The sequence below is a fragment of the Paenibacillus sp. FSL H8-0259 genome (assembly GCF_037963255.1).
Classification (GTDB): Bacteria; Bacillota; Bacilli; order Paenibacillales; family Paenibacillaceae; genus Paenibacillus_AQ; species Paenibacillus_AQ phytohabitans.
On sequence record NZ_CP150147.1, the window covers coordinates 6882091 to 6908743 of the forward strand.

Consider the following 26653-nt stretch of genomic DNA (forward strand, 5'->3'; position numbering starts at 1 on the left):
ATCAGTGGTGAGAAACTTGAACTTGCGACGCGGAGCTCGAAGAACAATTGCTGCAGAAGCCCAAAGATAAACCGCTGGGAGCCCGAAATAGGTATCTTAAGTAGAAGAAATTCTACTTACGGGACAGCCCCTTCTGCTCATAATCCGGTAGGCACACCGTTTCTATGACTCGTCCTGCACAGATTGATACGGACGGCAGGGAAACCGGAGCCGGATCAGCGTCCCTTCACCAAGCGAGCTGTGAATGGCTACGCCATACTGCCTGCCGTACTGCAGCTGAATCCGCTGGTCCACATTGCGGATGCCATAGCCGATTCCCTGGCCCGCAGGCTCCAGAATCTGCCCGATCAGCTCTTCCTTCATCCCGAGCCCGTTATCCTCCACCTCGAAGATCATATCCGCTCCTTCCCGGTAAGCCCGGATGATCAGCGAAATCTCATCATCGTACCAGGCATGCTCCAGCGCATTCTCCACAAACGGCTGCAGAATAAACTTCACGCTCTCGCTCTCCAGAACCTCCGGTGCAATATCATAAGTCACCTGGATACGGTCCACATTCTTAATCCGCTGAATATCCAGATAAGACTCGGCAATCTGCAGTTCCTGCTCCACCGGAATGATCATCTCCCCGCGGTGCAGCGTCAGCCGGTAGAACCTGGCCAGCGAACGGATGACCTCATGCAGCTTATCGATCTCCCCCAGCTTGGCCATCCGGCTGATCGAAGAGAAGGTATTATACAGGAAATGCGGATTCATCTGGGAATGCAGCACCTGCAGCTCGGTCTCTTTCTTCTCCAGGTTGACGACATAGACCTCGTCAATTAACCGCTGTATAGTTGAAGCCATGTCGTTAAAAGCACTGCCGATTTCCGCAAACTCATCATTGCCCTGCACCGGCATCCGTTTGTGGAAATCCCCTTCCTTAAAAGACTTCAGGGAAGCGATCAGCTTCTGGAAGCTCCGTGCGAAATACTGGGACATCACCAGACTGATCAGAAAGAGCAGGATCAGAGTGATCAGACAGATGCCGATGGTCACATTACGGACCTGCTGTGAATTCTTCTGCAGTGAAGAATACGGAATCCAGGCTACTACGCTGGCGGGCATATTCGTAACCGGCTGTTTAATTTGCATATAGGAATCCGGCTGCTGAATATAGTCTGAAGCAGCTGAGGGCAGCAAATCCGGTTTAACCTTGTTGCGGGAGCTTATGAAGAGCAAGCGGTTGTCGTTATCCACGATGAACAGAATACTGTCCTCGCCCAGCTGTCCCGAGCCGGCATCAGAGAAGATATACTTCATATTCGCCGTCATCTTGATCAGGCCGTTCAGCTGCAGTGTATCGTAATTGATCAAGGGACGCAGGTAGGAGATGCTCGCATCCGTCCTGTCATTGCCCACCTGCCGCCATTCATAGGAGCCGTAATGCAGCTTGAGCCTTCTATACCAGTCTTCATTCTCGATACGGTCCATGTGAAATAGGGAATACTTACGGACATCGCCCGCACTTTCGTTGTAATAGAATTCTCCGACATTAGGGTTGCTGACATACACGGACAGCTTGACCTCCGGGTCCGGCAGATTCGCAGCATTCTCCAGCCTCGGAAGAATATACTGCGACATGATGCTATATTTCTCCCAGCCGGAATGATAACCTGTCAAATAACGCGAGAGGGTCTGATCCGTATACAGCTCGTCGGTGCTGCGGACCACATCCTTCAGCCGGTAATCGACGTTGCTGGCAATTTGCCTGACAGCCACCTCCAGATTGCTTCTGGTGTGCTCCTCAGTGGAACGCACGGAGGAGACATAGGCGTAGCTTCCGATGCCGATAACCGGTGTCAGCACCAGCAGCAGATAGGAAATAAGCAGCTTGTAGCCCAAAGGCATGTATAGGGGTTTCGTACGCTTCCTCTGCATGCCGGATCAGCTCTGCTTTCTGTAATCGGCTGCGGTAATATTGAAATATTCACGAAATTGCCTGCTGAAATAAGCGATATTCTTGTAGCCAACCTTATCAGCCACTTCGTAGATTTTGTATTGATGCTGATCAAGCAGAAGAATCGCCTTCTCCATCCGGATCCGCACAAGGTACTCATTGAAGCTCTCGCCTGTGTGCTCCTTGAACAGGACCCCGAGATGGTTCGGTGAATAGGCGAAATGGCTGGCCACCAGCCGTAAGGTAAGATTCTCCGTCAGCCGCTCCTGAATATAGACCTCAATTTGCTCCATCAGCCGGCGGTTCTTATGCTGCTTCTTCATGAACAGGATCTCGGAAATCTGGAACAGCGTATACCGCAGCCAGCGCTTAATATCATCCACCGTCTCCAGATGATGAATGGCGTCCATTTGCTGCAGACTCTCATAGGTTTCGTTCAGCGTCCCCAGATAGGCTTCGAGCCGGGTGACGATATGAATGGAGAAATGATAGACCTTCACCGGATGCTCGAACAGGGCCGCCATCTCGAACAGCTCATCAATGCAGTCGCAAATATCAGCCAGCCTGTAGCCTGCCATAGCCCCGAACATTCCCTCCAGCACAACGCTCAGCTCTTTAATATCCTGGGTCATTCCCGGCTTGTTCATTACGGGGGGAATCACTCTGTTCTTGCCGAGGAACATTTTGCCGTTCATATATGCCTTGGCCTGGGAAAAAGATGAGCTCAGCGCTTCCAGAGCAAACACCTCAGCACCATAACTCACAGTAATAGTGTAAGCAGTGTGCCCGCGAACCTTCAGCACCAGCTGCTGAAGCCACTCCTCCAGCTCCAGGCGCTGCCCGGTATACACGAAACCAAGCTGTGAACGGTTCAGCCGGCACCATTTCCCCGCACTGGCAGATTCAATCTCTGTCCCAATATACTGGAACAGCCTGTCCAGACCGGCATAGACCTCCTCCGGATGCTCCTGTACCCGCCGGAGGACATCATCTGCCTCAATCAGCACTGCGGAGGCGCTGGAGAAGGCCAGATCCAGCGGATACCGGGCCAGGAAGGCCCCCAGTGTCGCACCGTCAATACTGCCCTCCAGCAGGTGCTGCAGCACATCATTTTTGATGAAATCAAAGGACGCGATTACGCCGCCGTCTTCCGGACCTTTGCTCCGCTCAAGATTCAGTTCAGCCGTAGCGGTGCGCAGCACGCCGATGAGCTCCTCATCATCAACCGGTTTCAGAATATAGGCATGCGCCTTCAAATCAAGCGCCTGCTTCGCATAGTGAAATTCCTGGTATCCGCTGATGAACACGATCTTCAGCCCCGGATTCAGCTCCAGCGCCAGGCGGGACAGCTCCATGCCGGAAACCACGGGCATCCTGATGTCCGTGATCAGCAGATCAATCTCATGATTCTCGATATATTGAAGAGCGGCAAGCGGATTGCTCTCGCTGCAGACCACTTCAATGGCAAGCTCACTCCAGGGAATCAGGCAGCGCAGACCCTCCAAGTCATAATTTTCATCGTCCACCAGGACGGCTCTGTACATCGCAATCAGCACTCCTTCATGCGGAAAAGAGGGTACGTATCGTATCCCTCTTCTTTCCAAACGTTTAGAATTGCGGGGAATAGGCCTTGATCTTCTTAAGATTGTTCCGCCATACTCCGGTTTTCCAGGCGAGCAGCCTGTCATATCCCAAACCCGCTGCTTCCCTGTCTGCTTCCTCCATCAGCTGCCTGACCTCTTCCCCGCTTGCCGCAAAAATCATCCGGGGGATTACCTGCGCATACTGGTCTTTCAGTCTTTGCAGAATAATTCCCTCTTCGGAGGCAGGCGCCGGATCGAGATTGGAGAATTCGGTAATGTTCATCGCCGTCCTGAACGTTACATTCGCTTGCCCGAGTGTTGTCCAGTCCCGGGCTTCCGCAGGCAGCAGCTTCTCGCGTCTGGCTTTGGCTGAATCAATATATGAGGTATTACCATACCAGTTGAATTCCCCGATCTTCAGAGCATCATACTGCTTCAAATTACGGCCAATATAGGAATCATTTGGAATTGGAATTCCATCCTCCACTTTATCATAAAACATTCCCTGCGGCCCGAAGAAAATAATACGCTGTCCCTCCGGGCTCGTCGCCCAGTTCATATAGGAGAAAATGGCCTCCGGATCTCTGGCCCCGGTTGTAATCACATTGACATTCCAGCCCAGCGTATTGTATCCGGAAGGGTATACCTTATCCGGGTCCACACCTGCCCGGTGCACCGGCCAGATGATATCGTATCCGTCTTGCGGATCTTTGGCCGAGAGCTGATTATCCGCCTCGCGGCCGATCCCTTCCACGATGGCGTCATACGCGCCGAATACAGCGATCCGGCCGGTTTTGAGCTTCTCCAGCACCTGATCCCGGGTTTCGGTTAATAGATCCGGAGACGTCAGCCCTTGGCGGACCAACCGGTTAGCCAGCAGCAGCGTCTCCAGAAATGCCGGATCCCGGTACACAGAAGTCAATCGGGAGCCGGCGGGCACACCGAAGATTTGTCCTGAACCGGGAGAGATGAAGCTTGGTGTCCGGTTATCCGCCGCACCGCTGTACAGCATGCCGATCATCTGTATATCCGCTTCGTCCCGGGTCTCCCCGAAGTCAATCGGGACGAGTTCAGGATACTTTTGCTGCACCCGCTTCAGATAAGCCTCCAGATCATCCCATGTCTCCAGCTTAGGGGAGCCAAGCGCCCGGTAGATCTTCTTCTCAACCAGGAAACCGGCGTTACCGCTGCCGTTGCTGCCGTTAATATACCAGTTCGGAATCTGGTACAGCTTGCCGTCTTCACTGCGCAGCATATTCAATGTATCCTCGCCTATGGTCTGGACAAATTCAGGATATTCCACCAAATAAGGGTCGAGTGCCACCAGCTTGCCTGCTTTTTGCAGCCGTTCCACATCCTTGCCCCGGTCCATGACCAGCACATCGGGAAGCTGATCCGAGACAATCATCGCGTTCAGCTTCTGGGCGGCAGCCCCGCTGGATTGTACCGGAGTGAGCGTAACCTTCAGATTATCGGAGATCCACCGGCTATGCGGCCTGCCCTCCCAGGTCGGCGCCGTATACCAGTCATAGTTCACAAAGACGGTGAACCGGACCGGCTTCACCTTGGCAGCCAATGCTGAAAGGGCGGTGGCCGGATGATCCGCAGGCAACGTATTGCCGGGATCACCGGAACTGCCGGAATTGCTGCGATTAGCGCTATCAGCATTCCCAGTCCTGTCAGTGGTATTGGCGTTACCGGCGCTACCGGCATTGACAGTTCGGCTTGAGCTCAGTGCGTTAGGGCGGTCCTCCGCAGTGGCCTCCTGCGTTTGGAGGTGTTTTAGTTTATCGCCGTTTGAGCAGGCAGCAAGACCACCCAGAACCAGCATAACTAACAGCAATTGCAGCAATTCCCCTCCCTTCCCCCCATTGCAGGCAGCCCGGTTCTGCCTTTCCTGCAAGAACCGCAATAACATTGACCTGTGCATAATCCTCACCATTTCTTTACGTTGATGCCTCTATTCTATCGTCAATGCCGCCCTGATTAATAGACCGACATTTCCCATAAAGAATAGCCGTACTGTGTGCCCCGCTCCGTACCGTTCACCTTCACATACCGCGCGCTGACCGGGGTGAAGCTGATATCGTCCAGTTCCCCGTCTCCGGTTGCCGCCGAATAGGCCGTTGTCCAGTTCGTGCCATCTGCCGAAGTCTCAATGGTATAGGCTTTGGCATACGCTCCCTCCCAGTTCAGCAGGACTCGGCTGACAGTCTGAGCAGAGCCGAGGTCAACCTGAATCCACTGCGGATCACTGAAGGCCGATTCCCAGCGGGTGCCAGGATCTCCGTCCACTGCTCCTGCAGCGGGCTGTTTCGGATTCTCCGAGGCGGTAACTGCCTTATTCAGGGCAAGGTTCACTGACGGCGGTGTTCCGCCGGTAATCACCTGCTGCACGGAGGCATCATTGTATCCAGCTGCAGTTACCGTAACCGAGTAAGTCTTCGCAGTTGGGAACAGCACGGTGTTCAGCGTAATTTTACCGGCTGTCACGGTATAATCCGCTGCCGCCGCTGTAGTTCCATCCACCTTCACGGCACTGATGGCACCTCTCCAGGCTGCATTATCTGTGAATGTCAGCTCAATCGGCTGGCCGGCTGCATTCTGCGTTGTATCGGCTGCCAGGGCAGGCGGAGCAAGCGGTGTCACGGTGCCGCCGCTGCCGTACACTTCCAGTTCCCATAAAGAATACCCGTACTGCGTACCGCGCTCCGTACCGTTAACCTTCACATAACGGGCGCTGACCGGGGTGAAGCTGATATCATCAGTGCTCCCGTCTCCAGTCGTGGTGGAATAAGCTGGCGTCCAGTTCGTACCATCTGCTGAAGTCTCGATCGTATACGACTTGGCATATGCTCCCTCCCAGTTCAGCAGGACACGGCTGACCGACTGATTCGAACCGAGGTCCACCTGAATCCACTGCGGATCACTGAAGGCCGATTCCCAGCGGGTACCCTGATCTCCGTCCACTGCACCCGCAGCCGGCTGTCTCGGATTCTCCGAGGCAGTAACCGCCTTGTTCAAGGCCAAATTCGCAGAGGTTATTCCGCCAGTGACCACTTGCTGCACTGAAGCATCGTTGTAGCCCGTTGCCGAAACCGTAATCGTGTAGGTCTTCGCCGCAGGGAACAACGCGGTGTTCAGCGTGATTTTACCGGCTGCCACGGTATAATTCGCTGCCGCCGCTGAAGTTCCGTCCACCTTCACCGCACTGACCGCGCTTCTCCAGGCCGCATTATCCGTGAATGTCAGCTCAATCGGCTGGCCGGCTGCATTCTGCGTTATATCGGCTGTCAGGGCAGGCGGAGTGAGCAGCGTCCCCGAATTCACCTTCGTCGGGTCAACCTTCACCAGCTTCTTGGCTTCAACTACAGCTGAGCCCGTAATTCCTCCCGCGTTGCGGAATGTAACGGTAATTGCCGCATTCGTCGGATTCCAGACCAGTGCACTATATGCCGATCCTTTCTTATACACAGTTGCACTATACCCGTTCGCTGCCCAAATGTCTTTGGTGCGTGATCCAAGAGTTGCCATGTTATGCACGAACCAGTACGTATTGAACAATTCATTCTGCTGCGGCAGTGCCGGATTCCATTTATTCAGTACAGCCTGCGGATCGCTCAGCGCCTGTATCGGCCAGACAATATGGTACCAGTCCGTTTCCGGCCCGCCGTTATCGGCTACGAAGCCGCTGTATAATCCGGCAGCCTTAGCTGTGTCGAACCCGTAGCTGGTCAAATATTCTGCCGTAGGCAGCCAGTGAATCCCATAGACATACACCGGATTGCCGTTGAAAAAGGTTCCGAAGAAGTTCGAGCTTCCGTAAATCTGCCCGACAGATTTATGCGTATAGCCCGGCAGCCAGTTATCCTGGTCGTAGTTGAACCAGTATTGCTGCACCGCTCTAAGCTCGGTCGTGAAGCCCATAATGGACGCATCCCGGAACGCTGTGTTGCCGGTCAGTGTACTCCACATATACTGGCCAACCCAGCCGAACAGCGATTCTCCTGCCGCTTCCTGGTTATTGCCGCTGTCATTGTCGGCATAACCGCCGGCCCATGAATGGCCTTCATACGGGTCGAAGTTGCGGAAGTAAGGATACTTCGGATCCGTCTTCGAAGGATTGGCGTAATCGCGGATCAGCTCATCCACCATACCGCTGTATTTATTCCTGAAGTCGGTATCATAGGTGGCCAGCACGGCGGAGGCAAATACATAATAGCCATACGTAAAGTGATGGTCCGTGATGCCGGAGTTCGCGCCGAACTCACTGTTCTTATAGATCAGGGTTCCCCAGTCGGAGTTGTAGTCGAAATAGTAGTTAGCTTCTCCCGAAGTGTACGTGTACCAGTCTGTCAGCACCGTCTTCATCCGGGAAAGGAACAGATTCTTGTAGCTCTCGCTGCCGATTTGATCGGCGATCAGCACGCCCATTGCCAGCGGATGCAGCTTCTTGCCCTGCCAGTACGCATCTGCCTGCATCAGATTGGCGGCGGTGTCCGTATCCAGCAGCGCCAGATAATTGAGCAGATCCTGGCGGGAATAGGTGGAATCGCCCGGCTCGGTGAACTGCGGCACAATGCCGTAGAATTTATCGGCAGTGGCAAAGGAATTGCCCTCCGTAACCTTCATCGTTCCGCGGATCGACGGGAAGGAGACCGCAGTCAGCGGCGTAGTAGTAACCTTCCACTGGTGGGGAAGCTGCGCCATCAGCGTTGTATTCGGAAAGCCCGAACGCTTGAGTTCTGTAGTCGCATTGAAGGTGGTCGTGACATCCGATGTGGTCTCGTTGAAGGTATAAGCCACCTTCGTATCCGTCACGAATGCATATCCGTGCTGGTAGAAGTAATTCAGATTTGCGGGTGCCGGAAGAGCCGACAAGCTCAGGTAGTTCTGGCCACCGCCCAGCTGGATTTTGAGCTTGGCGCCGACTTTCTTGAAGGTTGTGCCGGCCGGTGCATACAGCCCATAGTTTCTGGTCACCATTACGGGCGTTGGCGCGCCATTGGAATTCGTGACCGCAATGCCGATATGGTCTGCAGTAACCGTGGCGCCGTCAGCCGCCAGAATCGTATTATTGCTGTCATCGAAGAAGCGGGCCGTTGCCGGCAGGTAGACTTCAGGACTGGCCGGATCGCTGAATTGTGAATAGAGATAAGGCGAGCCTTTGACGAAGGTCGTCTTCATCTTCTCAGCAGTACCATCGCTTAACACGGCAGTTGCTGACCAGTCGCCGTAAGCGGTTATCCGGTTCGACATCCCTGAAGTATTAATGTTGCTGGCCATCAGGAACAGATCCGGGCTGCCTGCGGCTTCCTGCGCCTTGCCGTCGGCACTTAAGTAGCCTGCGCCCGGGTTCAGAACGCTTAGTCCCTGCTTGGTATATTTCGATTTGAGCGGAAGGGTAATGATGCCGTTGCCGAGCTGATTGATCATGATCGACTGCCACCAGTCATTGGAAGGCAGCGGCGCAGTCAGTGCATCCGATTTGTACAGCGGATATTTGGGCTGGGGAACCGAGAGGTCACCCGCGGCATAGCTGCCTTGACCTACGGCCACTGTTGTCAGCGCCGGCAGTGCAGGAATGTTATAGACCGGCTTGGGGTCGCCCGTCACATAATCATACGCCTGGAATTCAAAGATTGAGTAACCGAAGGAGGTCGCTCTGCTGATACCGTTCATCCGCAGATACCGGCCGGTGGCATAGATTGGAAGATTAAGTGTGCCTCCGTCACCGTGAAGCTCCCGGTAGATTGTAGTCCATGAACTGCCGTTATTTGAAACCTGGATATCATAGGTCCGGCCGGCGGCAGCCTCCCAATTGAGGATGACCCGGCCAAGTGTCCGTACGCTGCCAAGGTCCACGCTAAGCCATTCATTATCGGTAGCGTTGGAGGACCAGCGTGTGGTCAAGCTGCCGTCAAACGCCAGTGCCGGCAATGTGGAGCCAGCCGGGAGATAGTCAGCCACCTGATAAGACGATGCCGTTGCAGGCTTGTTCAAGGCCACATTCGGCCCCAGCACTACCGGAGGAGGATTAACGCCGCCCGTGCCGTAAACCTCGAACTCAAAGAGGGAAATGCCGTATTGCGTCAGACTCCGCACGGTTGCCAATACCCGCACATAACGGCCGGTGCCGCTGAGCGTGAGATCATCCACGCCGCCATCTCCCGTAGTTGTGGAATAGACATCACTCCAGTTCAATTCGTCCGCGGATACCTGGATTTTGTAGGACTTGGCGTACGCCCCTTCCCAGCGCAGGACAACGCGGTCTACTGCGGCAGATGCCCCGAGATCAACATAAATCCAGTTCGGGTCGAGTCCCCACGCGCTGCTCCATCGGGAACCCGTATTGCCGTCAACGGCCAGATCCGGGGTGTTATTGCCCTCTGTGCCCGATGCATAAGCAGGGCGGTCCTGGGAGAGCAGATAAGAACCGGCGGCATGCGCCCGGCCGGGCGGAATGACCAATGCGACACTTAGCAGCATGATTATGCTCAGAAAAAAAGCGGTGCCGTTTATACCCTTCTTGCGTTTTAACCTTTTCGAATATGTCATTACCCTTAATCCTCCTCATGTCTATTTGGAATGCAGCCATCCAGCTCATAAACAAAATCTTTCCGGTGTGATCATCAGCCTCCTTTTACCTTGGTTTAAGCAGTCTACAGCCCACGTATATAAGCGCTTTCATAGATTCAAGATAAGCGTACCTTTTACCGAAACCGGTTGCAATTATACAAATCAACGATTTTATGCAGAAAGTAAGGATTAACTTATTTTCGCAGCAAAAGCCCAGTACTTCATCATCTAACGGACAAAAATAGAGGCTACTTCTGGGGCAGCCTCCGGGGAAATTAAGGGCACCAATGCTCCTCGTTTCTTTCGGGGAAACACATTGTATTCGATTTTTCGCATACATTTGGTCCGGTTACCTTCACTGAAGCACATTGTATTCGGTTTTTCGCATACATTAGGTCCGGTTACCCTCACGGAAGCACATTGTATTCGATTTTTCGCATACATTTGGTCCGGTTGCCCTCACGGAAGCACATTGTATCCGATTTTTCGCATACATTTGGTCCTCCATCGGCCCGTCTTCCGGGGGTTCAGCGGGATTCCTGACGAATAGCATAATTTCCTATGTCACCAAAAAACCGGCCCCCATGGGGCCGGCCTCTGTTTCGTTACCGTTTGAGCCTATTTATAATGACGGTTCCTCATCCTTGAGCGCATCCAGAATCTGCCGGGCCAGCTTCTCGCCAATAGACAGAACACGGAAATCTTCCACGGAAGCTTCCTTGATCTTCTTCAGCGAGCCGAAATGCTTCAGCAGCGACTTCCGGCGCTTCTCCCCGATTCCCGGAACCGAATCCAGCTTCGAGGTGACCATCGATTTGCCGCGCTGTTCGCGGTGGAACGTAATTGCGAACCGGTGAACCTCATCCTGAATCCGCTGCAGGAGATAGAACTCCTGGCTGTCCCGGGCCAGCGATACCGGTTCGGCGGAATCCCCGACCAGCAGCTGCGCCGTTCTGTGCTTATCATCCTTGACGATACCGCAGACCGGAATGAACAGACCCAGCTCATTCTGCAGAATATCGATCGCCGAGGAGATCTGGCCTTTTCCTCCATCGACCACAATCAGGTCAGGCTGCGGCAGATTCTCCTTAAGCACCCGTTCATACCGGCGGCGGATGACCTCACGCATCGTCTCATAATCATCCGGCCCCTGCACAGTGCGGACCTTATATTTGCGGTACTCTTTGCGGGCCGGCTTGCCGTCAATGAACACAACCATCGCCGAGACCGGATTCGTACCCTGAATATTCGAGTTATCGAATGCTTCAATCCGGTTAAGCGATTCAAGTCCCAGGCTCTGGCCCAGACTGCTCGCCGCACCGGAGGTGCGCTCCTCATCCCGCTCAATGAGGCGGAACTTCTCATCCAGCGCCACCCGGCTGTTCTGGCAGGCCATGCCGACCATCTGCTTCTTGAGCCCGCGCTGCGGCACAAGTACCTTGATGCCCAGCCATTCCTGCAGGGCTGCCGCTCCTCCGGCCGCGTCCACGGTTCCTTCAGCAGCCGCTTCCTGTTCCGCCTGCTCCTGCGGCGGCGCTGCAACCTCCGCCCTATCTTCCGCCTCCAGCGCCGCCTGCATTTCCCGGCTGCCCAGCATGCCTGCAGCAGTCTGCAAGCCCGTTACCGCAGCACCTGTACCGGTCTCTGGCGTTAGCGCTTTAACGGCTCCGTCACTCAGCATATCCGGCAGCAGGATTTCCTGCGGCAATGCCGGGTTATCGCTGTAATACTGCGTCACATAGGACATGAAATCACTGTACGCTTCCCCGTAGAACGGAAAAGCCGACGAGTGGCGCTGAATCATTTTACCCTGCCGCATATACAAAATTTGCACACACATCCAGCCCTTATCGACTGCATAGCCGAAGACGTCCCGGTCCTTGGTATCAACCGTGTTGATCTTCTGCTTCTCCATCAGGGCATCGATGTGAATAATCTGGTCCCGCAGCTCCTTGGCCCGCTCGAAATACAACTCTTCTGCGGCTTCCTGCATTTTCTTCTGCAGATCCTTCTTCACCGCATCATGCCCCCCGTTCAGGAAGGACGAGATGCTCTGCGTAATCTCCTCGTAAGCGGACTTCGGCACTTCCTTCTCGCAGGGAGCCAGACACTGGCCCATGTGATAATACAGGCAGACTTCCTTCGGCATCACCCCGCACTTGCGCAGCGGATACATCCGGTCCAGCAGCTTCTTGGTCTGCTGGGCCGCATAGCTATTCGGATACGGGCCGAAATATTTAGCTTTATCTTTCAGCACCCGCCGCGTGACCTCAAGGCGCGGATGCGTTTCATTCGTTATTTTTAAATACGGAAAAGTCTTATCATCCTTCAGCAGCACGTTATAACGCGGCATATGCTTCTTGATCAGATTGCACTCCAGAATGAGTGCTTCCATATTGCTCGATGTGACGATATATTCGAAATCAACAATATTGGCGACAAGCCGCTGCGTCTTGCCGTTGTGGCTGCCGGTGAAATAAGAGCGCACGCGGTTCTTCAGCACTTTGGCCTTGCCCACATAAATAATCGTACCCTCATCATTCTTCATCAGATAGCAGCCGGGCAGATCAGGCAGCAGCGCCAGTTTGTTGCGGATATTATCCATATATTCCATGAGTTCTCTCCCACCTGTTACTACACTGTTATAAGGTAAGTTTAGAATAGAATGTACTACAGATTCAAGCCTTATTATAGAACACCCGTTTCTATTTGACACACAAAGCGCCTTCGGATGACCGAAGGCGCTTTGTGTGAAGGGGCCGCGAGGCCCCCGGATACGGCGGAATTAATCTTTTATTGATGTTTAGCTACGATATTCTTAAGGGAATCCTTGGAGTTCAGTCCTACGACTTTGTCCACGGGTTGGCCGTCTTTGAAGAAGATCAGAGTAGGGATACTCATCACTCCAAAACGGGAAGCCGTCTCAGGATTCTCATCTACATTCAATTTAGCAATTTTTACGCCGTCTCCCAGCTCGGTGGACAATTCCTCCAGAATAGGGGCAAGCATTTTGCAAGGGCCGCACCAAGGTGCCCAGAAGTCTACTACTACAGTACCTTGACCTTCCACTTCATTAACGAAGGATTGGTCAGACACGTTCACGATAGCCATGATATTGTTCCTCCTCAAAGTTTTGTGAGCATCCGCTTCCTGAAACAGTATTGTTCAAAATACTTGGAAGCCTAAGCTTAGCTGTACGAAATAAGATCCGCTTCTATAGCCTGAGCCAAGATGGCGAAAATTACTCCGAGAATATAGCGGGATAAAATGCTTCATGTAATATGATAACCAGATTACCATTTAGCGACACATCCACAGTATAACATAAATACAATGCATTTGTTATATGTTTCATAAAATTATATTGTATAAAATCAAATTAGCCTAAGGTTTAACTTCATCGTCCGGGAGGTTCCGGATATCCCGAAATATTCGAATCCAAGCTTGTCATATAAGCGGACGGCCGCCTGATTCTCCGGATCTACACTAAGAGAAACCGATGGGTATCCATCGGATACGGCTTGCTGGATGATAGCCTGCATTAGTCTGATTCCCAAGCCCTGCTTTCTATAGCCGGGCCGTATAGCGACACCTAATTCCGGGGTTTCAGCATCCACGAATCCATAGCCTTGGTTCGTCTCATCAAACAGTCTGTACCAGGCAGCACCTGCGGGCTGGTTGTCAATCAGAGCGATTAGCGCCCTATCACCTTCTTTTCCCCACTTCTCGTTGTACTTCACGATATCCGGTGAACTCAGCAGTTCACTCCTGGAGGGCTTCCCTTGTACTATATTGATTGACTCATAATGCATATCCATTAGAAAATCGTATTCCTGCGGTTCCATAGGTCTAATACTTATCATCGAATCACCTCTCTGCATCTCATACAAGACTAGGCGCCGATCTTATCTTTACAACTTCCCGGCAAGTTCGTATACTTGAAGAAAGCGCATTAATTGTCAATGACTTCTCTCACATGTATAACTGTAACTTACTTTGCACAGTCATGCAACAGCAAGGAGGAAGAAACGATGGATGTCAACGCGCAAGTCCGTGACCCGCGGGAGCATGTCAACGAAGAGCCCCGTAATGACCTTGGCGACCTAATGGCCGGTTTTTTTGGAATGACAGGATTTATGACCGTAGTTTTCTTCGGGATGGTTATCATCAAGTTTATTATGTCCGAATAAAGCTGCAGGCAGCAGAGCAACACCGAAGTCTACGCATAAGCTAGATGCATACGGAGAACTCATACCAAACAGCGGCGGGGCCAGTGACTTCAATGTCCGGGTCCCGCCGCTGTTTGTGTGCGGGCAGAGCAGCTCTTATTTCTGCTGATTTGAATGGTTGAGTAACGCAAAATCCTGCACCAAATACAACATTCCCTTCGCTTAAGCGGCCCAAATCGACAAACACCCCGTTTCTTATGCTCACAAGTTGCATTCCTTACAACATTCAGGCCTCTTAAGCAACAAAAGACGGACCACTCATAACCTCCGCAGCCAGTAAGCGGCGGGATTATAAATGATCCGTCCAGTAATATATATCATGCAGCGGAATTTATCTTACCGTACCCCGCTGATTGTCCCCATGGAGCGGAATGACATCCACAAACGGGGCGATCCGGTCCATCAGCCGCTGGCCTTTGTAGACTTCTTCGCCATCCTTGCTGGTCATGCTCAGATGCTTCTCCAGCCCATCCAGCGGATAGTTCGAGGTGTAGAAGGTCGGCTTGCGGTTCATCCTGTAATTCAGGATCGCACCCAGCACATGGTCACGGGCCCAGGGATTCAGGTTCTCGGCACCGATATCGTCAAAAATGAGCAGATCGCAGTTTTTCATCGTATCTACCATTTCCTTAAGCTTCTGGTTGTCCATCATGATTAGCTTCAACTCTTCAATGAAGTCGGGCATGTACACAATTACGCCGCTGTGACCGGCAATCGCAAGCTCATGGAGCAGATAGCACATCAGGAAGGTCTTGCCTGTCCCGAAGCTGCCCTGCAGGTAGATTCCCCGGGAAGTCAGGCCCTCTGCCCGCACAGTTGCAATGTAATCAAATATCCGGTTCACGGCACTGGCCCGCCGGGGGTCCTTGCCCATAATGTCCATCTCATCATATCCGCCGTTCAGCACACGCTCATCCACATAGAAGCTGCGGATCCGCTTGCGGATGTTATCCTGGTTATCCTGCGCGATCTTCAGCTTGCAGGGTGTCTTGCGCTCATACAGATCAGGTATCCCGTTAACAGTCTCCACTGTAAGCTTGCTGTAGTGTCCCTGGAAATCATTCGGACAGTTCTCAAGGCCCGGACAGTTCTTGCAGTGGCGGTCCTCCTCGACATACTGGTAAAGCCGGCTTAAATGCAGCCGCAGCCGTGACTCATCCAGCTCCGGATGATCAGCCTGAAGCTGCTTGACCAGGGGATTATTAAACAGTCCCTGCTCCAGATCACGGGAGCGCTGGCGCAGAGCAGAATTGTTCATCGAACGCAGCACTTCGCCCATAGACTCCATCGCCGCACCTCGCTTTCTTTAGGGCGTTCTCAGGACGCCCTTTTTCTTACTTGCCTTAATCTCGGCCGCTTTCTTCATCATCGCCGCGAATTCCTCATCCGATACGGTCCCGGCACTGCCGTCATCCAGCACAATCGGGATCTCCGGCTTGCCGGAACGTCCGGTATTCTTCGTATATGAACGCTGGCGTGTTCCCGCCGCGGCCGTGCCGGCAGAGCCGGAAGCCGCTCCTTTGCCCTTCACCTTGGACTGGTCGCGGATATAACGCACAGCCTTCTCGTAAGTATTCACCTGCTTGACCAGCATGTTGGAGGCAATGGCCTCGACGAAATTGCGGTTCATCCGCTGGTCGCCGCCGGAGGCCACCATTGTCATCAAATAGTGAATCAGTACATTGATGACTTCACCGTTCAGCTTGTAGTTCAAATCGATCTTCTCGAAGATATCCATCAGCTGGCCCGGAACAGCCCCGGGGAAAAACGTCTGCAGCAGACGTGTATAAGGTTCGTTGCGCAGCATCATATTATATTGGTGAATGTCGCATTTGGACATAAATTGCGGAGGCACTTCTACATAGAACTCCATTTCGACAGACTGCTCCACCGGCGCACCGGAAGGATCACTCTCATCAGCGGCAGCAGAGCGCAGCGACACCACCTTGGCAGCGGCGATCTCACGTTTCTCCTGGCGCTTCATATCCTGGCGGAAATGCTGGCTGGCCTTGTACTGCAGTGTATCCAGAATCACCTCGCCATCCGGCGTGAAGACATCGTCCTCGTCCAGCAGGCGGCATAGATCCTGCGGGCCAAGCTCGTACTTGCGGGCCACATAATTAATAACGCCCATCTGGTTATGATCAAAACGCAGCTTCTCCACATGCGCACGGTTGACCGACTCACGCGGGAACCGCAGAATGATGTCACTGTAGCCGATATTCGGCTCGCCGCCATCAACCGTTCCCGGCTGACGCACGGTAGCTACCTCGGCCAGCGCCTGCTCCAGTTCGTAATCAATGACATGAGTATTGAGCTCAAAAATATCATAAAAGGGCAGCGAAATATTCTCTTTACCGACCGACCGCCGGCTCCATTCTTCCGGTTCCCGGTTCCAGAACTGCTCGCGCAGCGACAATACGGCGAATTTGCCGATCTTATCCCTGAGCAGCAGCGTTAAATGCTGGGTCGCAAAAAATTCCGACGGCGACAACGGCGGCATTAATTCGTACTCGTACATATAATCATCGTTCTCCGCGGCATAAATCCGGCAGGTCTGCAGCAGCCCCACCGCTTCCAGCCGTGAAGCCTGGTCAACTAAATATTTGCGGCCCTTCTCATTAGGCTCCACGCCCAGGGTCATAAAGAGCCTGCGCTGCTGCTCCACACCGGAATACCCGATGGATTCAGCAGGAATATGCTCGAACAGCAGTCTGTACAGGCTGATGGCAAAAGCGCCGACCATCGGCTGATAGACCGAACCGAGCATTCGTCCATCCACATGGCTTAGACCGAATTCGCGGGAAACGCAGTACCGATGATGTTCGGTGAAATGATGCAGGTTGCTCATACGCATCTGCGGAAAACCTCCCCCTCTTCTATACGAATTCATATAGATTTCTATTCTATCACAAAACACCCGGCCGGAAATGTAAAAAAAGGCCCAAAAAAGCTGCTTTTCCCCCTATTATCGACAGCTTTGTAACACTTGCTGATTCTAGCGGAAAAGATAAGAAAAAACGGCTTCCCCTTAGTTTTGAAGGAGATCAGCCGTTTGTTGTCTTGCCTGCTCTGCACATTCCTCAGAACATTTTGTATCCGCCCAGACGCAGCTTCTGAATGGTCCAGCCGCTCAGTACAGCACCGGCAAGGCCGGCTATACCGGTAAGATAGTCGACTACATGGAAGGTAGAGAGATGCTCCCATAACGACATGGAGCTCCGGTCCCAGATGGAGTAGACCACTACGGGAAGAATAACGATTACGAACAGGTATGCGGGAAACCACGTAGTCTTCATTAACATGTTAAGGATAAAGCCAATGCCAAACATCATGACAAATAACAAAACGGCCAGAACAAACACTGGAATAAATCCCATCGTACCGCCATCCCCTCTCTCTATAAAGAACCGCACACCAAACCTTATTTAATAGTAAGTTTACTAGAAAAAATGTAGCGAAGCAATGAACATTATCGTCCAGTGGTTTGCGATCAGCGCAAATGGCGGCTGCAGAGTTTGCTCTTGGCCGTTCGCATGCGATACAATGCAAATAGCAAATGGAAACGGCTGCAGCGTCTTCATAAGAACGGTGCACGTTTCTTTTCGGAAATATGTTTATACATATTAAACGTATGCAAATTTTAAAGGAGTGAGAACATGAACGAAGCCGCTTTGACACTGGAAGGCTGGTATGCCCTGCATGACTTCCGCTCTCTCAATTGGAATGCCTGGACGGCAGCCGATGATGAAGAACGCGCCGTTGCCCTGGAGGAGCTGCATGCTTTCATGCAGGAATGGGGGCCCGTGGAAGAAGCCAAGGAAGGCAGCTCCACCGTGTATTCCATCGTTGGCCAGAAAGCTGATTTCGTGATGATGTTTCTGCGGGAAAGCCTGGAAGCATTGAATGCGCTTGAGACTGCTTTTAACAAAATCGCCTTCGCCCAATATACTACCAAAGCCTATTCATATGTAAGTATTGTGGAACTCAGCAACTACGCCGCAGGAGGAACTGCAGGAGACGGCAGCGATCCGATGCTGAATCCGCATGTTGCCGCCCGGCTGAAGCCTATTCTGCCGCAAGCGAAGCATATCTGCTTCTATCCGATGAACAAGAAACGCGAGCTTGCGGACAACTGGTACATGCTCGACATGGACAAACGCCGTGAGCTGATGCATTCCCATGGCCTGATCGGCCGCGGATATGCCGGCAAGGTGAAGCAGATCATCTCCGGCTCCGTCGGATTCGATGACTGGGAATGGGGCGTGACCCTGTTCGCTGAAGATGCCCTGCAGTTCAAGAAGCTGGTCTATGAGATGCGCTTTGATGAAGTGAGTGCCCGCTACGGCGAGTTCGGTCCCTTCTATGTCGGCAATCTGCTGACTGAGGAATCGTTCGAAGAGATGCTGAAGCTCTAAAACGAAGAATAACCACAGTATATAAAGGGAAGTCTTCCTCACAGGAAAGCTTCCCTTTATTTGGACTTTTGCTATAGTAACAAGAAACTTGCTTATGACGCTGCTGTCCAATAAACGCAAATAGACCGCCCTCTCGCGAAGGTATGCGGTCTATTGGTCGTGTCCTATTCACAAATCTATATCCTCAATCGGACGTATTCTTACCTTCAGCCTCTTCGTCCTCATCATCGTCTTCCCCATCCCGCAGACTCTCCAGATATTCAGCCGTCGCCCGGTCACGGGCGCGGCCCTTATCCTTCAGGCGCTCTATGGCCGGGAGAATGAGAATGTCGATTTCCTTCTGGATATTGTAAGCCAGATCATAACGTGTCTGATCTTCAAGATAGGAACCGACCTCAATTAGAGCATTGTAGCGGTCCAGCTCCTCACGCGTGAGCAGTCCGCGAACTTGTACGCTGCAATGGCGCATCTTAGAGGAATCTTCCCTTCTTGAGTACCAGCGGAATGCCGCCGATAATGAGCAGGTAGCGCATGTCTACAACCTTCTTCAGCTGCGCCGCTGTCCAGCCCTTATAGGTCTTATCGCCCACTACTGCAATCCCCTGGCCTTTGCCCAGCGAGGCTACGGTGCCCTTGTTGCTGAACGCAAACTTCTTCGGCTGCTGGCTGCGGATGGCCGCTACAAGATTATGCGCACAGCATTCTCCCTGCTGCATTGCAATCTGTGCCGTTGGAGGGTAAGGACGCCCTTCCGGATTAATCATGAGGGAGCCGTCACCAATGATGAAGATATTCTCATGTCCCGGAGCACGCAGGTATTCGTCTACCTTCACACGTCCGCGCATGGCTTCGAAGCCGGCAGCTTCAATCAGACGGTTGCCGCGGATCCCGCCGGTCCATACGATCGTGGAAGCTTTGATTTCTTCACCGGTTGCAAGGATGACACCGCCAGGCAGGCATTCTTTGATCGCCACGCCGAACTTGAAGGTTACCCCCTTCTTCGTAAGCACTGTCATGGCATGCTCGACAAGCTCCGGAGCAAAGCCAGGCAGCGCAGTAGGTGCAGCTTCTACATTATAGATGTTGACCATACTTGGATCGACATCATATTCTTTGCACAGTGCCGGAATCCGGTCTGCCAGTTCAGCCACAAACTCAATGCCGCTGAAGCCCGCGCCGCCGACAACAAAGTTGATATGCTCTTGTGCATTATTCTCATTCTTGTATTTGGCAAATTGATACTCAATATGTTCACGGATCAGCCGCACGGAGTTAATGCTGCGGATGGTCAGCGCATATTTGTCGAGTCCCGGGATTCCGAAGGTCTCAGGCTCGCCGCCAAGTGCGATTACGAGATAATCATACGAGAGGGTTCCGTCTTCCAGAATAACCTTCTTCTGCTGGGTACGGATCTCCTGTACGGAAGATTTAACAAGATCGATTTTGAATTCATCGATAAGCTTGGAGATGGATACGCGGGTATGCTCGATGCTGTCCGTTCCTGCTGCTGGCATATGCAGATGGGTCGTGAAATAATGATACTCATGGCGGTTCACCAGGGTTACATCCGCTTCATTATAGTTCAAAGCTTTCTGCAGCCGCTGGGCGGTCAAGATACCTCCATATCCCGCGCCTAGGATAACAATTTTGGGAATACTGCTCATGTTCCGGCTCCTTCCAACAGGTGAATCTGTCTATGTGTTATTTTTTGTAAAAAAATTAGGTTTCTTTTGTGAATTTATACACTTAAATTCAGAAGAATTTCCAATAAAACTTAAAGGATTTCTAAAATAACCATATCCATTGTAAACCTTAGTATCGTTTTAATCAAATACAATCATACAACAAAATGTCACATTTTTCAGTGAAATCAAAGGCTTTGCAGCGGGGTGCCACAATGTTTATAATGAGTAGGTACGCAAGTATGGCAATTTGAAACTATCAACTCGGAGGTGTAATATTACGTGACACTAGAGCAATCCGTTCCTATGAGCGATCTCATCATCATAGGCGGGGGACCAGCCGGTATGTTTGCCGCTTTTTACGGCGGTATGCGCCAGGCTTCGGTAACACTTATTGAAAGTATGCCCCAATTGGGGGGGCAGCTTGCTGCTCTTTATCCCGAAAAATATATTTACGACGTAGCCGGTTTTCCCAAGATCACCGGACAGGAGCTGGTGGATAACCTTTCACGGCAGATGGAGCTCTTCCAGTCTGATATCCGTCTGGAGGAGAAGGTTGTATCTGTTGTGAAGCAGGACGAGCGCCACTTCATCGTCACCACCGATAAAGCTGAATATCACAGCAAAGCTATTATTGTCACAGCAGGTGTAGGCGCATTCGAGCCGCGGCGCCTGGAAGTGCCTGATGCGCAGCGTTTCGAGAAAGCCAATCTGCATTATTTTGTAAGCGATCTGAATGCATATAAAGGCAAGAAAGTTCTGATCAGCGGCGGCGGCGATTCTGCCGTGGACTGGGCACTTATGCTTGAGCCTATCGCAGAGCAGGTAACCCTGATTCACCGCCGGGATAAATTCCGCGCCCATGAGCACAGTGTCGAGAATCTGATGGCCTCCAAGGTTAATGTTATTACGCCATCCGAGATCACTGAGCTGCATGGTGAAGAGTTCATCACCAAGGTAACCTTGTCTCATATCAAGACCAAAGAAACGCAGGAAATCGAAGTAGACAGTGTCATTGTCAATTTCGGCTTCGTTTCCTCACTGGGACCGATTGCGGAATGGGGAATTGAGATCGACGGCAACTCCATTGTGGTAGACTCCCGAATGGAGACCAGCATTCCGGGTATCTTCGCCGCAGGCGATATCACCACGTATCCGGGCAAGCTGAAGCTGATTGCTGTAGGCTTCGGAGAAGCGCCGACTGCTGTGAATAATGCCAAGGTGTATATTGATCCGGAAGCAAAGCTGTCCCCGGGACACAGCAGTAATCTCAAACTCTAGGATTGCGTATAACCTAAAACTTACAATAAAAGGGTATCCTTTCAGGTTGATTCCACCTCAACTTGAAAAGATACCCTATTCTGTGTTACTTGCGGTTTGATTAATTCTGGGTGCTGTAAAGGTATGCTCTGATCTTTAGTGAAGAACCGCATGAACTGGAGAGTGTAAGTTCCGTTTGCGAATTTCAGCGAGTAGCAGAGCGATGAAATCATGCTCCAATTGCAGTTCTATCGCTCTATGATAAGAGTCCAGCAGCATCTCATCCGACAATTCAACCATAACGTTCACCTACCTTTCCTTTATTTGGATCTGAATCTATCATAGCAAACTATCATTATTCGAACAAGCGTTCTCATTATCCACAAGCTACTGTGGAGATCCTGTGCATAATATGTTAGTAAGGGTTGTAATGTCAGGTACTGCACGGTGGACTATGGGGATAATAGTTATGCACAGGGCAGATATCCCGCTTATCCTTAAAAATAATTTTTAGAATGTTCATAATTGGCTGGGATATTTATGTTCATATTACCTCGGAATTGACACGACTAAACGCAATATTAGCTTATTAATGTATTTATCGTCAATTATTAAAATTTTCTTAATCAATTTTCGGTTATTTTGGTCTTGTATTTACTTCCAGAATCCATATTTTCCCCCGCTGATCCACAGCATAATCGAAGCCCAGCTCACCGATGCCGGGGAAATGCCGCTCCAGCAGCTCAATGCAGACTAAAGTCAGCCGGCGCATCTCCGCTTTCTTGGCGGAGGTCCGGATTCTCGGCAGCGATCTGTTCAGTCCCTGACGGCAGCTGAGCATCGTTCCCCCTTTACAGAGATTAGTAACGAACAATCCCGGCCGGGCTACTCTGCCTACCATGGAGCGGAATTCCCAGTGATCGCCGTTTTTCACCACTTTGACCCGGTAATCAATCGGACGCCCGGAAATCCGGGCAAGGGAAATGCCTTGCTGGATCAAATATCTCCGCTTTACCTTGAAGCGGTCCAGCGCGTACCTCATCGAAGCAAAATCACGATATATACGTGTATTATGCATATACGTGAAGCCGTAACCCCTGTGATCCCGGAACACCTTGATCACCCCGTAGCCTCCGCCGCCGACAACCGGCTTAATCACAACATTCCCGTATCTTCCCAGCATCGCCAGCAGTCCGGCAGCACTATATTCCCGTGTTCTCGGAATGTAACCGGCAACCCGTGAATCGCTAAGCAACGCCGCGGTCTTCAGCAACTTGCTTGCCAGTTCTCTCCCCGCCATTTTTTCGCCCTCTCCTTTCGAATTCCCAGCCTACCCTATAGATTACTCACGAAAGACCGCACCCTCCTGTATGATTGTCCGTGGTAAGGGAGTCCGCAGCAAAAAAGGGCATATAGCCGCAAGGGCCGTATATCCCGGTGTTCCGTTTATTCCAGAGCTGGAATATTCTTAAAATTCGTTGTATTATAGCCTGGAGGGGAGGGTTTCCTAATGGCACAGTTTTTTGAAATCCTGTATTGGTTTGCGATGGTCGGCATGTCTGTTGTACTGGCAGGAACCACGATACTCGTCTGCGCGCTGGGCTTCAAATTCATCAAAGACCGCCGCAGGGTTCTGGGCGCCGGCTGTATCGCCTTTTCCCTGGGGGCCGCTGCCCTGATCGTGTTCATGATTAATTTCAAATTCATCCTTCCGGCCTGAAGCAAAGCTCCCGGCAGCTATGGCAAAAGACATCCGTAGAGCAGACTGCCTTTTATCATTGCTGCCTTTGAGCGGAATCTCACGTATACATGCCTCATAGATTTGCCTGAGATACTATATTCTATGAATCCGTAAAGGGTTGGCCTGTGCCAATGGACAGCTTCATTAGCTGAGTCTTATCCGGCCCTTAACACCCGGCTGCTCTCCAAAATCCATCCCCGGACCCGCTATGAATATGCCTCCCGGCTTCAAACCTGCTTATCCTCCTCCGGATTTTCAAAATACCATCCATAATTTCACATTATCATCATTTTACACAATATACCTTAAATGGTTCTATGTTAGAATTAGTAGCGTGAATACTCGAAAAAAGGAGAATATAACGTGTCGAAACCTGTATACGGCAAGCAAGCGGCTCCGTCCAAGACGATCGAAAAGAATTCCGGACCCGCATGGGCGCTCTGCATTGCCTTCATCCTGTTCCTGGGGTGGACCCCCTTCCAGGTTGGATTGTTCAACGGAATGAGAGTGGAATTTGAGAAGCCTATTTATATGGCTGCCTTGCTGAGCGGTCTGCTCCTGCTGGCCTGTGCTGTCCTGTACTTCAAGACCTTCAGGCTGGACGGGCAGCGCGATCTGCTTACCCTCGCCGCAATCCTGCTCCCGTTAACGTACGCCCTGTCACTGTTTGGCGCTGCCTCGCATTATATGGCTATGAACATGCTGTTCACCCAATTTACTTATGCGGCGGTCTTCATTATCAGCGTGTATCTGCTCCGCCAGAGGCAGCTCAATAATGTTATTCAGCTGGGTATCCTCGCAATCGCTTATCTGATCGTCGGTTTCGGTCTATTGAACTGGCTCGGAAGCTGGAAGCTTGCCGGCAGTCTTGTAGGCTGGTTCTCGGATACTGTGGTCAACGGCAAGTACACTGAAGCAGTGATGACCGATTCGAACGGGCTTCGCCTGACTTCCATTTTCCAGTATGCCAATACATATGCAGCGTTCCTGATGGCTTTTCTGTTCGTCGCCTTATTCGCGCTGATCCGCTCCCGGAAATGGTACGGACGGCTGATGCACGGATTTATGCTGGTTCCCTTCATTGTCTCGCTGCTGCTTACCTTGTCCCGCGGCGGTCTGGTCCTGATGCCTGTAGTATTCATTATTCTGCTGCTCTTCCTGAAGCCTGTGCAGCAGATACTCTGGATTATTAATCTCGCCATTGCCGGCGTATTGTCTCTGCTGATTACGAATCCGGTAACCAGACTGGGCCTGGAGCTGAATACGGCCTTCACTTCCTCTGCAGCCCTTGAGGGCTGGGGATACCTGCTGGGTGCATCATTCTGCGCCGCCGCTCTCTGCTGGGTTGTCCAGCATTACTTTGCCCCTTGGCTGAGCCGCAAGCTCGGCAGCACAGAATCACGCCGCTGGAGCGGAGTATGGATTCCTGTGGTATCCGTTGCCGGTGTGTTGCTTATCGCCTTCCTGTTTATCGGAACCCGTGCGCGTAATATTCTGCCGGAGAATATCGGAACACGGCTGGAGAATATCAACTTCAAGCAGCACAGTGTACTTGAACGCTTCACCTTTTACAAAGATGCCATGAAGGTGGTCAAAGATTATCCGTTACTGGGGACCGGAGGCGGGGGCTGGGCGTCACTCTATGAGCACTACCAGAACAACCCTTACCTGAGCCGCCAGGTCCACAACTTTTTCCTGCAGTACCTGATTGAAGTGGGCATTCTCGGCTTTATCGTGTTCATGGGCTTCATCCTGTTCATTTTCTGCAAGTATGTAAGAGGATACCTGAAACGCGACAAAGACGATTACAATAACGGGTTCTTCTATCTCATTATCGCGTTGTCGATTCTTGTTCACAGCCTGCTTGATTTCAATATGAGCTATGCGTTCATGGGGATTCTGGTCTTCCTCGCTCTGGGAGGGATGACCGTTGTCATGGAGAGCAGACCGCTCCGTCTCAAGTGGAACAAGCTTTGGATCAGAGCCGGGTATTTCGGGCTGCTGGGAATCGGCACCGGGTATCTGCTGTTCCTGTCTCTGGGGTATATCAGTTCCAGCTCTGAAGCCTATACCGCCAAGAAGCTGGTCAAAGTCAGCCAATCCTATGAAGAGATCAAGGCCCCTCTGGTAAAAGCACTCAAAACCCGCCCGAATCATCCCGAATCGGCGGCTTATCTATCCATGCTGGATCAGCAGGTATTTACCCAAACACAGAATACACAGTTTCTGGACGAATCCTATACGGTGTTAACCCGCGCACTTGAAGGTGAGCCCTATAACAAAGATCTGCTATCCCAGCTGGCGAAATACTATGATTTGAAGGGCCAGAGTGAAGAATCTTACCGGGTGTATCTCGATAATGCGGACAAGTTCATGTGGGATATTAACTGGTATGATCATCTGATCAGCCGGACCTCGCTCCTTGGGCTGCAGGCCTATGCGAAGCGAGATGAAGCAGGGGAACAGAAGTATTTCAACAGTGCGCTGGCTTCCTACAAACATGTAACGGACGGCATTGAGCATTTGAAGACTCTTCCACCCGAGCAGCTTCAGGGCCGTGAATTCTTCGTTACCTCAACGATTGCTCTGAATGCAGGGCGAATCCAATCCATGTCCGGAGACGAGGAAGCTGCTGGGGCAACGGTGAAGCAAGGCTTCACCAACGGTTACGAAGACTTGACGGAGACCGCAACCCTCTGGGATACAGATTGGTACAGCGCGGTGATCGGCCGTTCCCAGGAGCTGGGAGCCGCAGCCTTGAAGCGGGCACTGGAGGCTTATGCACTGGGCCAGACGGATCTGGGGGATCAGGAGACGGTTAATAAGGAACGGTATTTCAAAACCGGTCTGGACGCTTATGCCCATGCGGCTGCGGATGAAGAATGGTTCAGTACCCTTCCGGCTGAAGATCAGCAGGGACGGGGATCGATGATTACTTCAGTTATGCTGCTGAACGCCGGTAAGATCCAATATTTATCGGAACAATGGCAAGCCGCCGCAGCCACACTGCAGCAAGGGCTGACTGAGGATTATAACGATGCCGTCAACCGGGAAACGGCCCGCTGGTACCTCGCTGTACAGCAGAGAACCCAGAGTGCCCAGGATCAAGCAGTGTATGACAAGCTGATTACGGCTGATCCGGAAGAAGCAGTCAAGATTAACGAAGTTGCCGTTATGCCGCTCTAACTGTACTATTTCAAATTAGAGAACAGTAAAAACAGG

General features: G+C 51.8%; 19 protein-coding genes. 5 read left to right on the forward strand and 14 right to left on the reverse strand.

From position 1 onward, the window contains the following. Positions 1–162: 162 nt before the first annotated feature. The 7 genes from NSU01_RS29425 to NSU01_RS29455 all read right to left on the reverse strand — a co-directional run bounded on the left by NSU01_RS29425 (position 163) and on the right by NSU01_RS29455 (position 13964). The gene (locus tag NSU01_RS29425) at positions 163–1920 is read right to left on the reverse strand and encodes a sensor histidine kinase (RefSeq protein WP_076247496.1); all 1758 of its coding nucleotides are present in this window, start codon (positions 1918–1920) and stop codon (positions 163–165) included. Between the two features lie 6 nt (positions 1921–1926). Continuing rightward, positions 1927–3483, reverse strand: a complete 1557-nt coding sequence (locus NSU01_RS29430; protein WP_076247494.1) for a helix-turn-helix domain-containing protein — start codon at positions 3481–3483, stop codon at positions 1927–1929. A 64-nt stretch (positions 3484–3547) separates the two neighbouring features. Then, complete coding sequence (locus NSU01_RS29435) at positions 3548–5374, reverse strand: extracellular solute-binding protein (protein WP_256704011.1); 1827 nt, start codon at positions 5372–5374, stop codon at positions 3548–3550. Positions 5375–5508: 134 nt separating this feature from the next. Further along, entirely contained in the window at positions 5509–10080 is a 4572-nt protein-coding gene (locus tag NSU01_RS29440) for a discoidin domain-containing protein (RefSeq protein ID WP_076247491.1), read from the reverse strand. A gap of 643 nt (positions 10081–10723) precedes the next feature. Continuing rightward, on the reverse strand, positions 10724–12715 hold the full coding sequence (uvrC, locus tag NSU01_RS29445; RefSeq protein WP_042139799.1) for an excinuclease ABC subunit UvrC: 1992 nt from the start codon (positions 12713–12715) through the stop codon (positions 10724–10726). A 179-nt stretch (positions 12716–12894) separates the two neighbouring features. Further along, on the reverse strand, positions 12895–13212 hold the full coding sequence (gene trxA / locus NSU01_RS29450) for a thioredoxin (protein WP_039306971.1): 318 nt from the start codon (positions 13210–13212) through the stop codon (positions 12895–12897). 263 nt (positions 13213–13475) lie between these two features. Further along, on the reverse strand, positions 13476–13964 hold the full coding sequence (locus NSU01_RS29455; RefSeq protein WP_076247489.1) for a GNAT family N-acetyltransferase: 489 nt from the start codon (positions 13962–13964) through the stop codon (positions 13476–13478). Between the two features lie 168 nt (positions 13965–14132). On the opposite strand from NSU01_RS29455, the gene NSU01_RS29460 reads away from it, so the two are divergent. Continuing rightward, a complete protein-coding gene (locus NSU01_RS29460; RefSeq protein ID WP_144026185.1) occupies positions 14133–14291 on the forward strand; it encodes a YqzM family protein in 159 nt (52 codons plus the stop codon). A gap of 370 nt (positions 14292–14661) precedes the next feature. On the opposite strand, the gene dnaI is transcribed toward NSU01_RS29460, so the two are convergent. The 3 genes from dnaI to NSU01_RS29475 all read right to left on the reverse strand — a co-directional run bounded on the left by dnaI (position 14662) and on the right by NSU01_RS29475 (position 17710). Continuing rightward, positions 14662–15618 carry a primosomal protein DnaI gene (dnaI, locus tag NSU01_RS29465; RefSeq protein ID WP_039306977.1) on the reverse strand — a complete coding sequence of 319 codons (957 nt, stop codon included), beginning with the start codon at positions 15616–15618 and terminating at the stop codon, positions 14662–14664. Positions 15619–15636: 18 nt separating this feature from the next. After that, on the reverse strand, positions 15637–17187 hold the full coding sequence (locus tag NSU01_RS29470; protein ID WP_042139801.1) for a helicase DnaB: 1551 nt from the start codon (positions 17185–17187) through the stop codon (positions 15637–15639). Between the two features lie 226 nt (positions 17188–17413). After that, the gene (locus NSU01_RS29475) at positions 17414–17710 is read right to left on the reverse strand and encodes a YuiB family protein (protein ID WP_076247486.1); all 297 of its coding nucleotides are present in this window, start codon (positions 17708–17710) and stop codon (positions 17414–17416) included. A gap of 279 nt (positions 17711–17989) precedes the next feature. Between NSU01_RS29475 and hemQ the strand changes: the two genes are divergently transcribed. Further along, the gene (gene hemQ, locus NSU01_RS29480) at positions 17990–18748 is read left to right on the forward strand and encodes a hydrogen peroxide-dependent heme synthase (protein ID WP_042139802.1); all 759 of its coding nucleotides are present in this window, start codon (positions 17990–17992) and stop codon (positions 18746–18748) included. A gap of 184 nt (positions 18749–18932) precedes the next feature. On the opposite strand, the gene NSU01_RS29485 is transcribed toward hemQ, so the two are convergent. Then, the gene (locus NSU01_RS29485) at positions 18933–19217 is read right to left on the reverse strand and encodes a hypothetical protein (RefSeq protein ID WP_076247483.1); all 285 of its coding nucleotides are present in this window, start codon (positions 19215–19217) and stop codon (positions 18933–18935) included. Position 19218: 1 nt separating this feature from the next. Beyond that, entirely contained in the window at positions 19219–20412 is a 1194-nt protein-coding gene (locus tag NSU01_RS29490) for an NAD(P)/FAD-dependent oxidoreductase (RefSeq protein ID WP_039306992.1), read from the reverse strand. A gap of 324 nt (positions 20413–20736) precedes the next feature. Between NSU01_RS29490 and NSU01_RS29495 the strand changes: the two genes are divergently transcribed. Beyond that, a complete protein-coding gene (locus tag NSU01_RS29495; RefSeq protein ID WP_039306995.1) occupies positions 20737–21711 on the forward strand; it encodes an NAD(P)/FAD-dependent oxidoreductase in 975 nt (324 codons plus the stop codon). 135 nt (positions 21712–21846) lie between these two features. On the opposite strand, the gene sda is transcribed toward NSU01_RS29495, so the two are convergent. After that, positions 21847–21990: a sporulation histidine kinase inhibitor Sda gene (sda, locus tag NSU01_RS29500; protein WP_042217282.1), complete on the reverse strand. Its 144-nt coding sequence runs from the start codon at positions 21988–21990 to the stop codon at positions 21847–21849. Between the two features lie 337 nt (positions 21991–22327). Further along, the gene (locus NSU01_RS29505) at positions 22328–22990 is read right to left on the reverse strand and encodes a YheC/YheD family protein (protein WP_042139804.1); all 663 of its coding nucleotides are present in this window, start codon (positions 22988–22990) and stop codon (positions 22328–22330) included. A 210-nt stretch (positions 22991–23200) separates the two neighbouring features. On the opposite strand from NSU01_RS29505, the gene NSU01_RS29510 reads away from it, so the two are divergent. Both NSU01_RS29510 and NSU01_RS29515 read left to right on the forward strand, forming a co-directional pair. Continuing rightward, the gene (locus NSU01_RS29510) at positions 23201–23410 is read left to right on the forward strand and encodes a hypothetical protein (RefSeq protein ID WP_042139805.1); all 210 of its coding nucleotides are present in this window, start codon (positions 23201–23203) and stop codon (positions 23408–23410) included. A gap of 384 nt (positions 23411–23794) precedes the next feature. Beyond that, on the forward strand, positions 23795–26617 hold the full coding sequence (locus NSU01_RS29515; RefSeq protein WP_042139806.1) for an O-antigen ligase family protein: 2823 nt from the start codon (positions 23795–23797) through the stop codon (positions 26615–26617). The last annotated feature ends 36 nt before the right edge of the window (positions 26618–26653 follow it).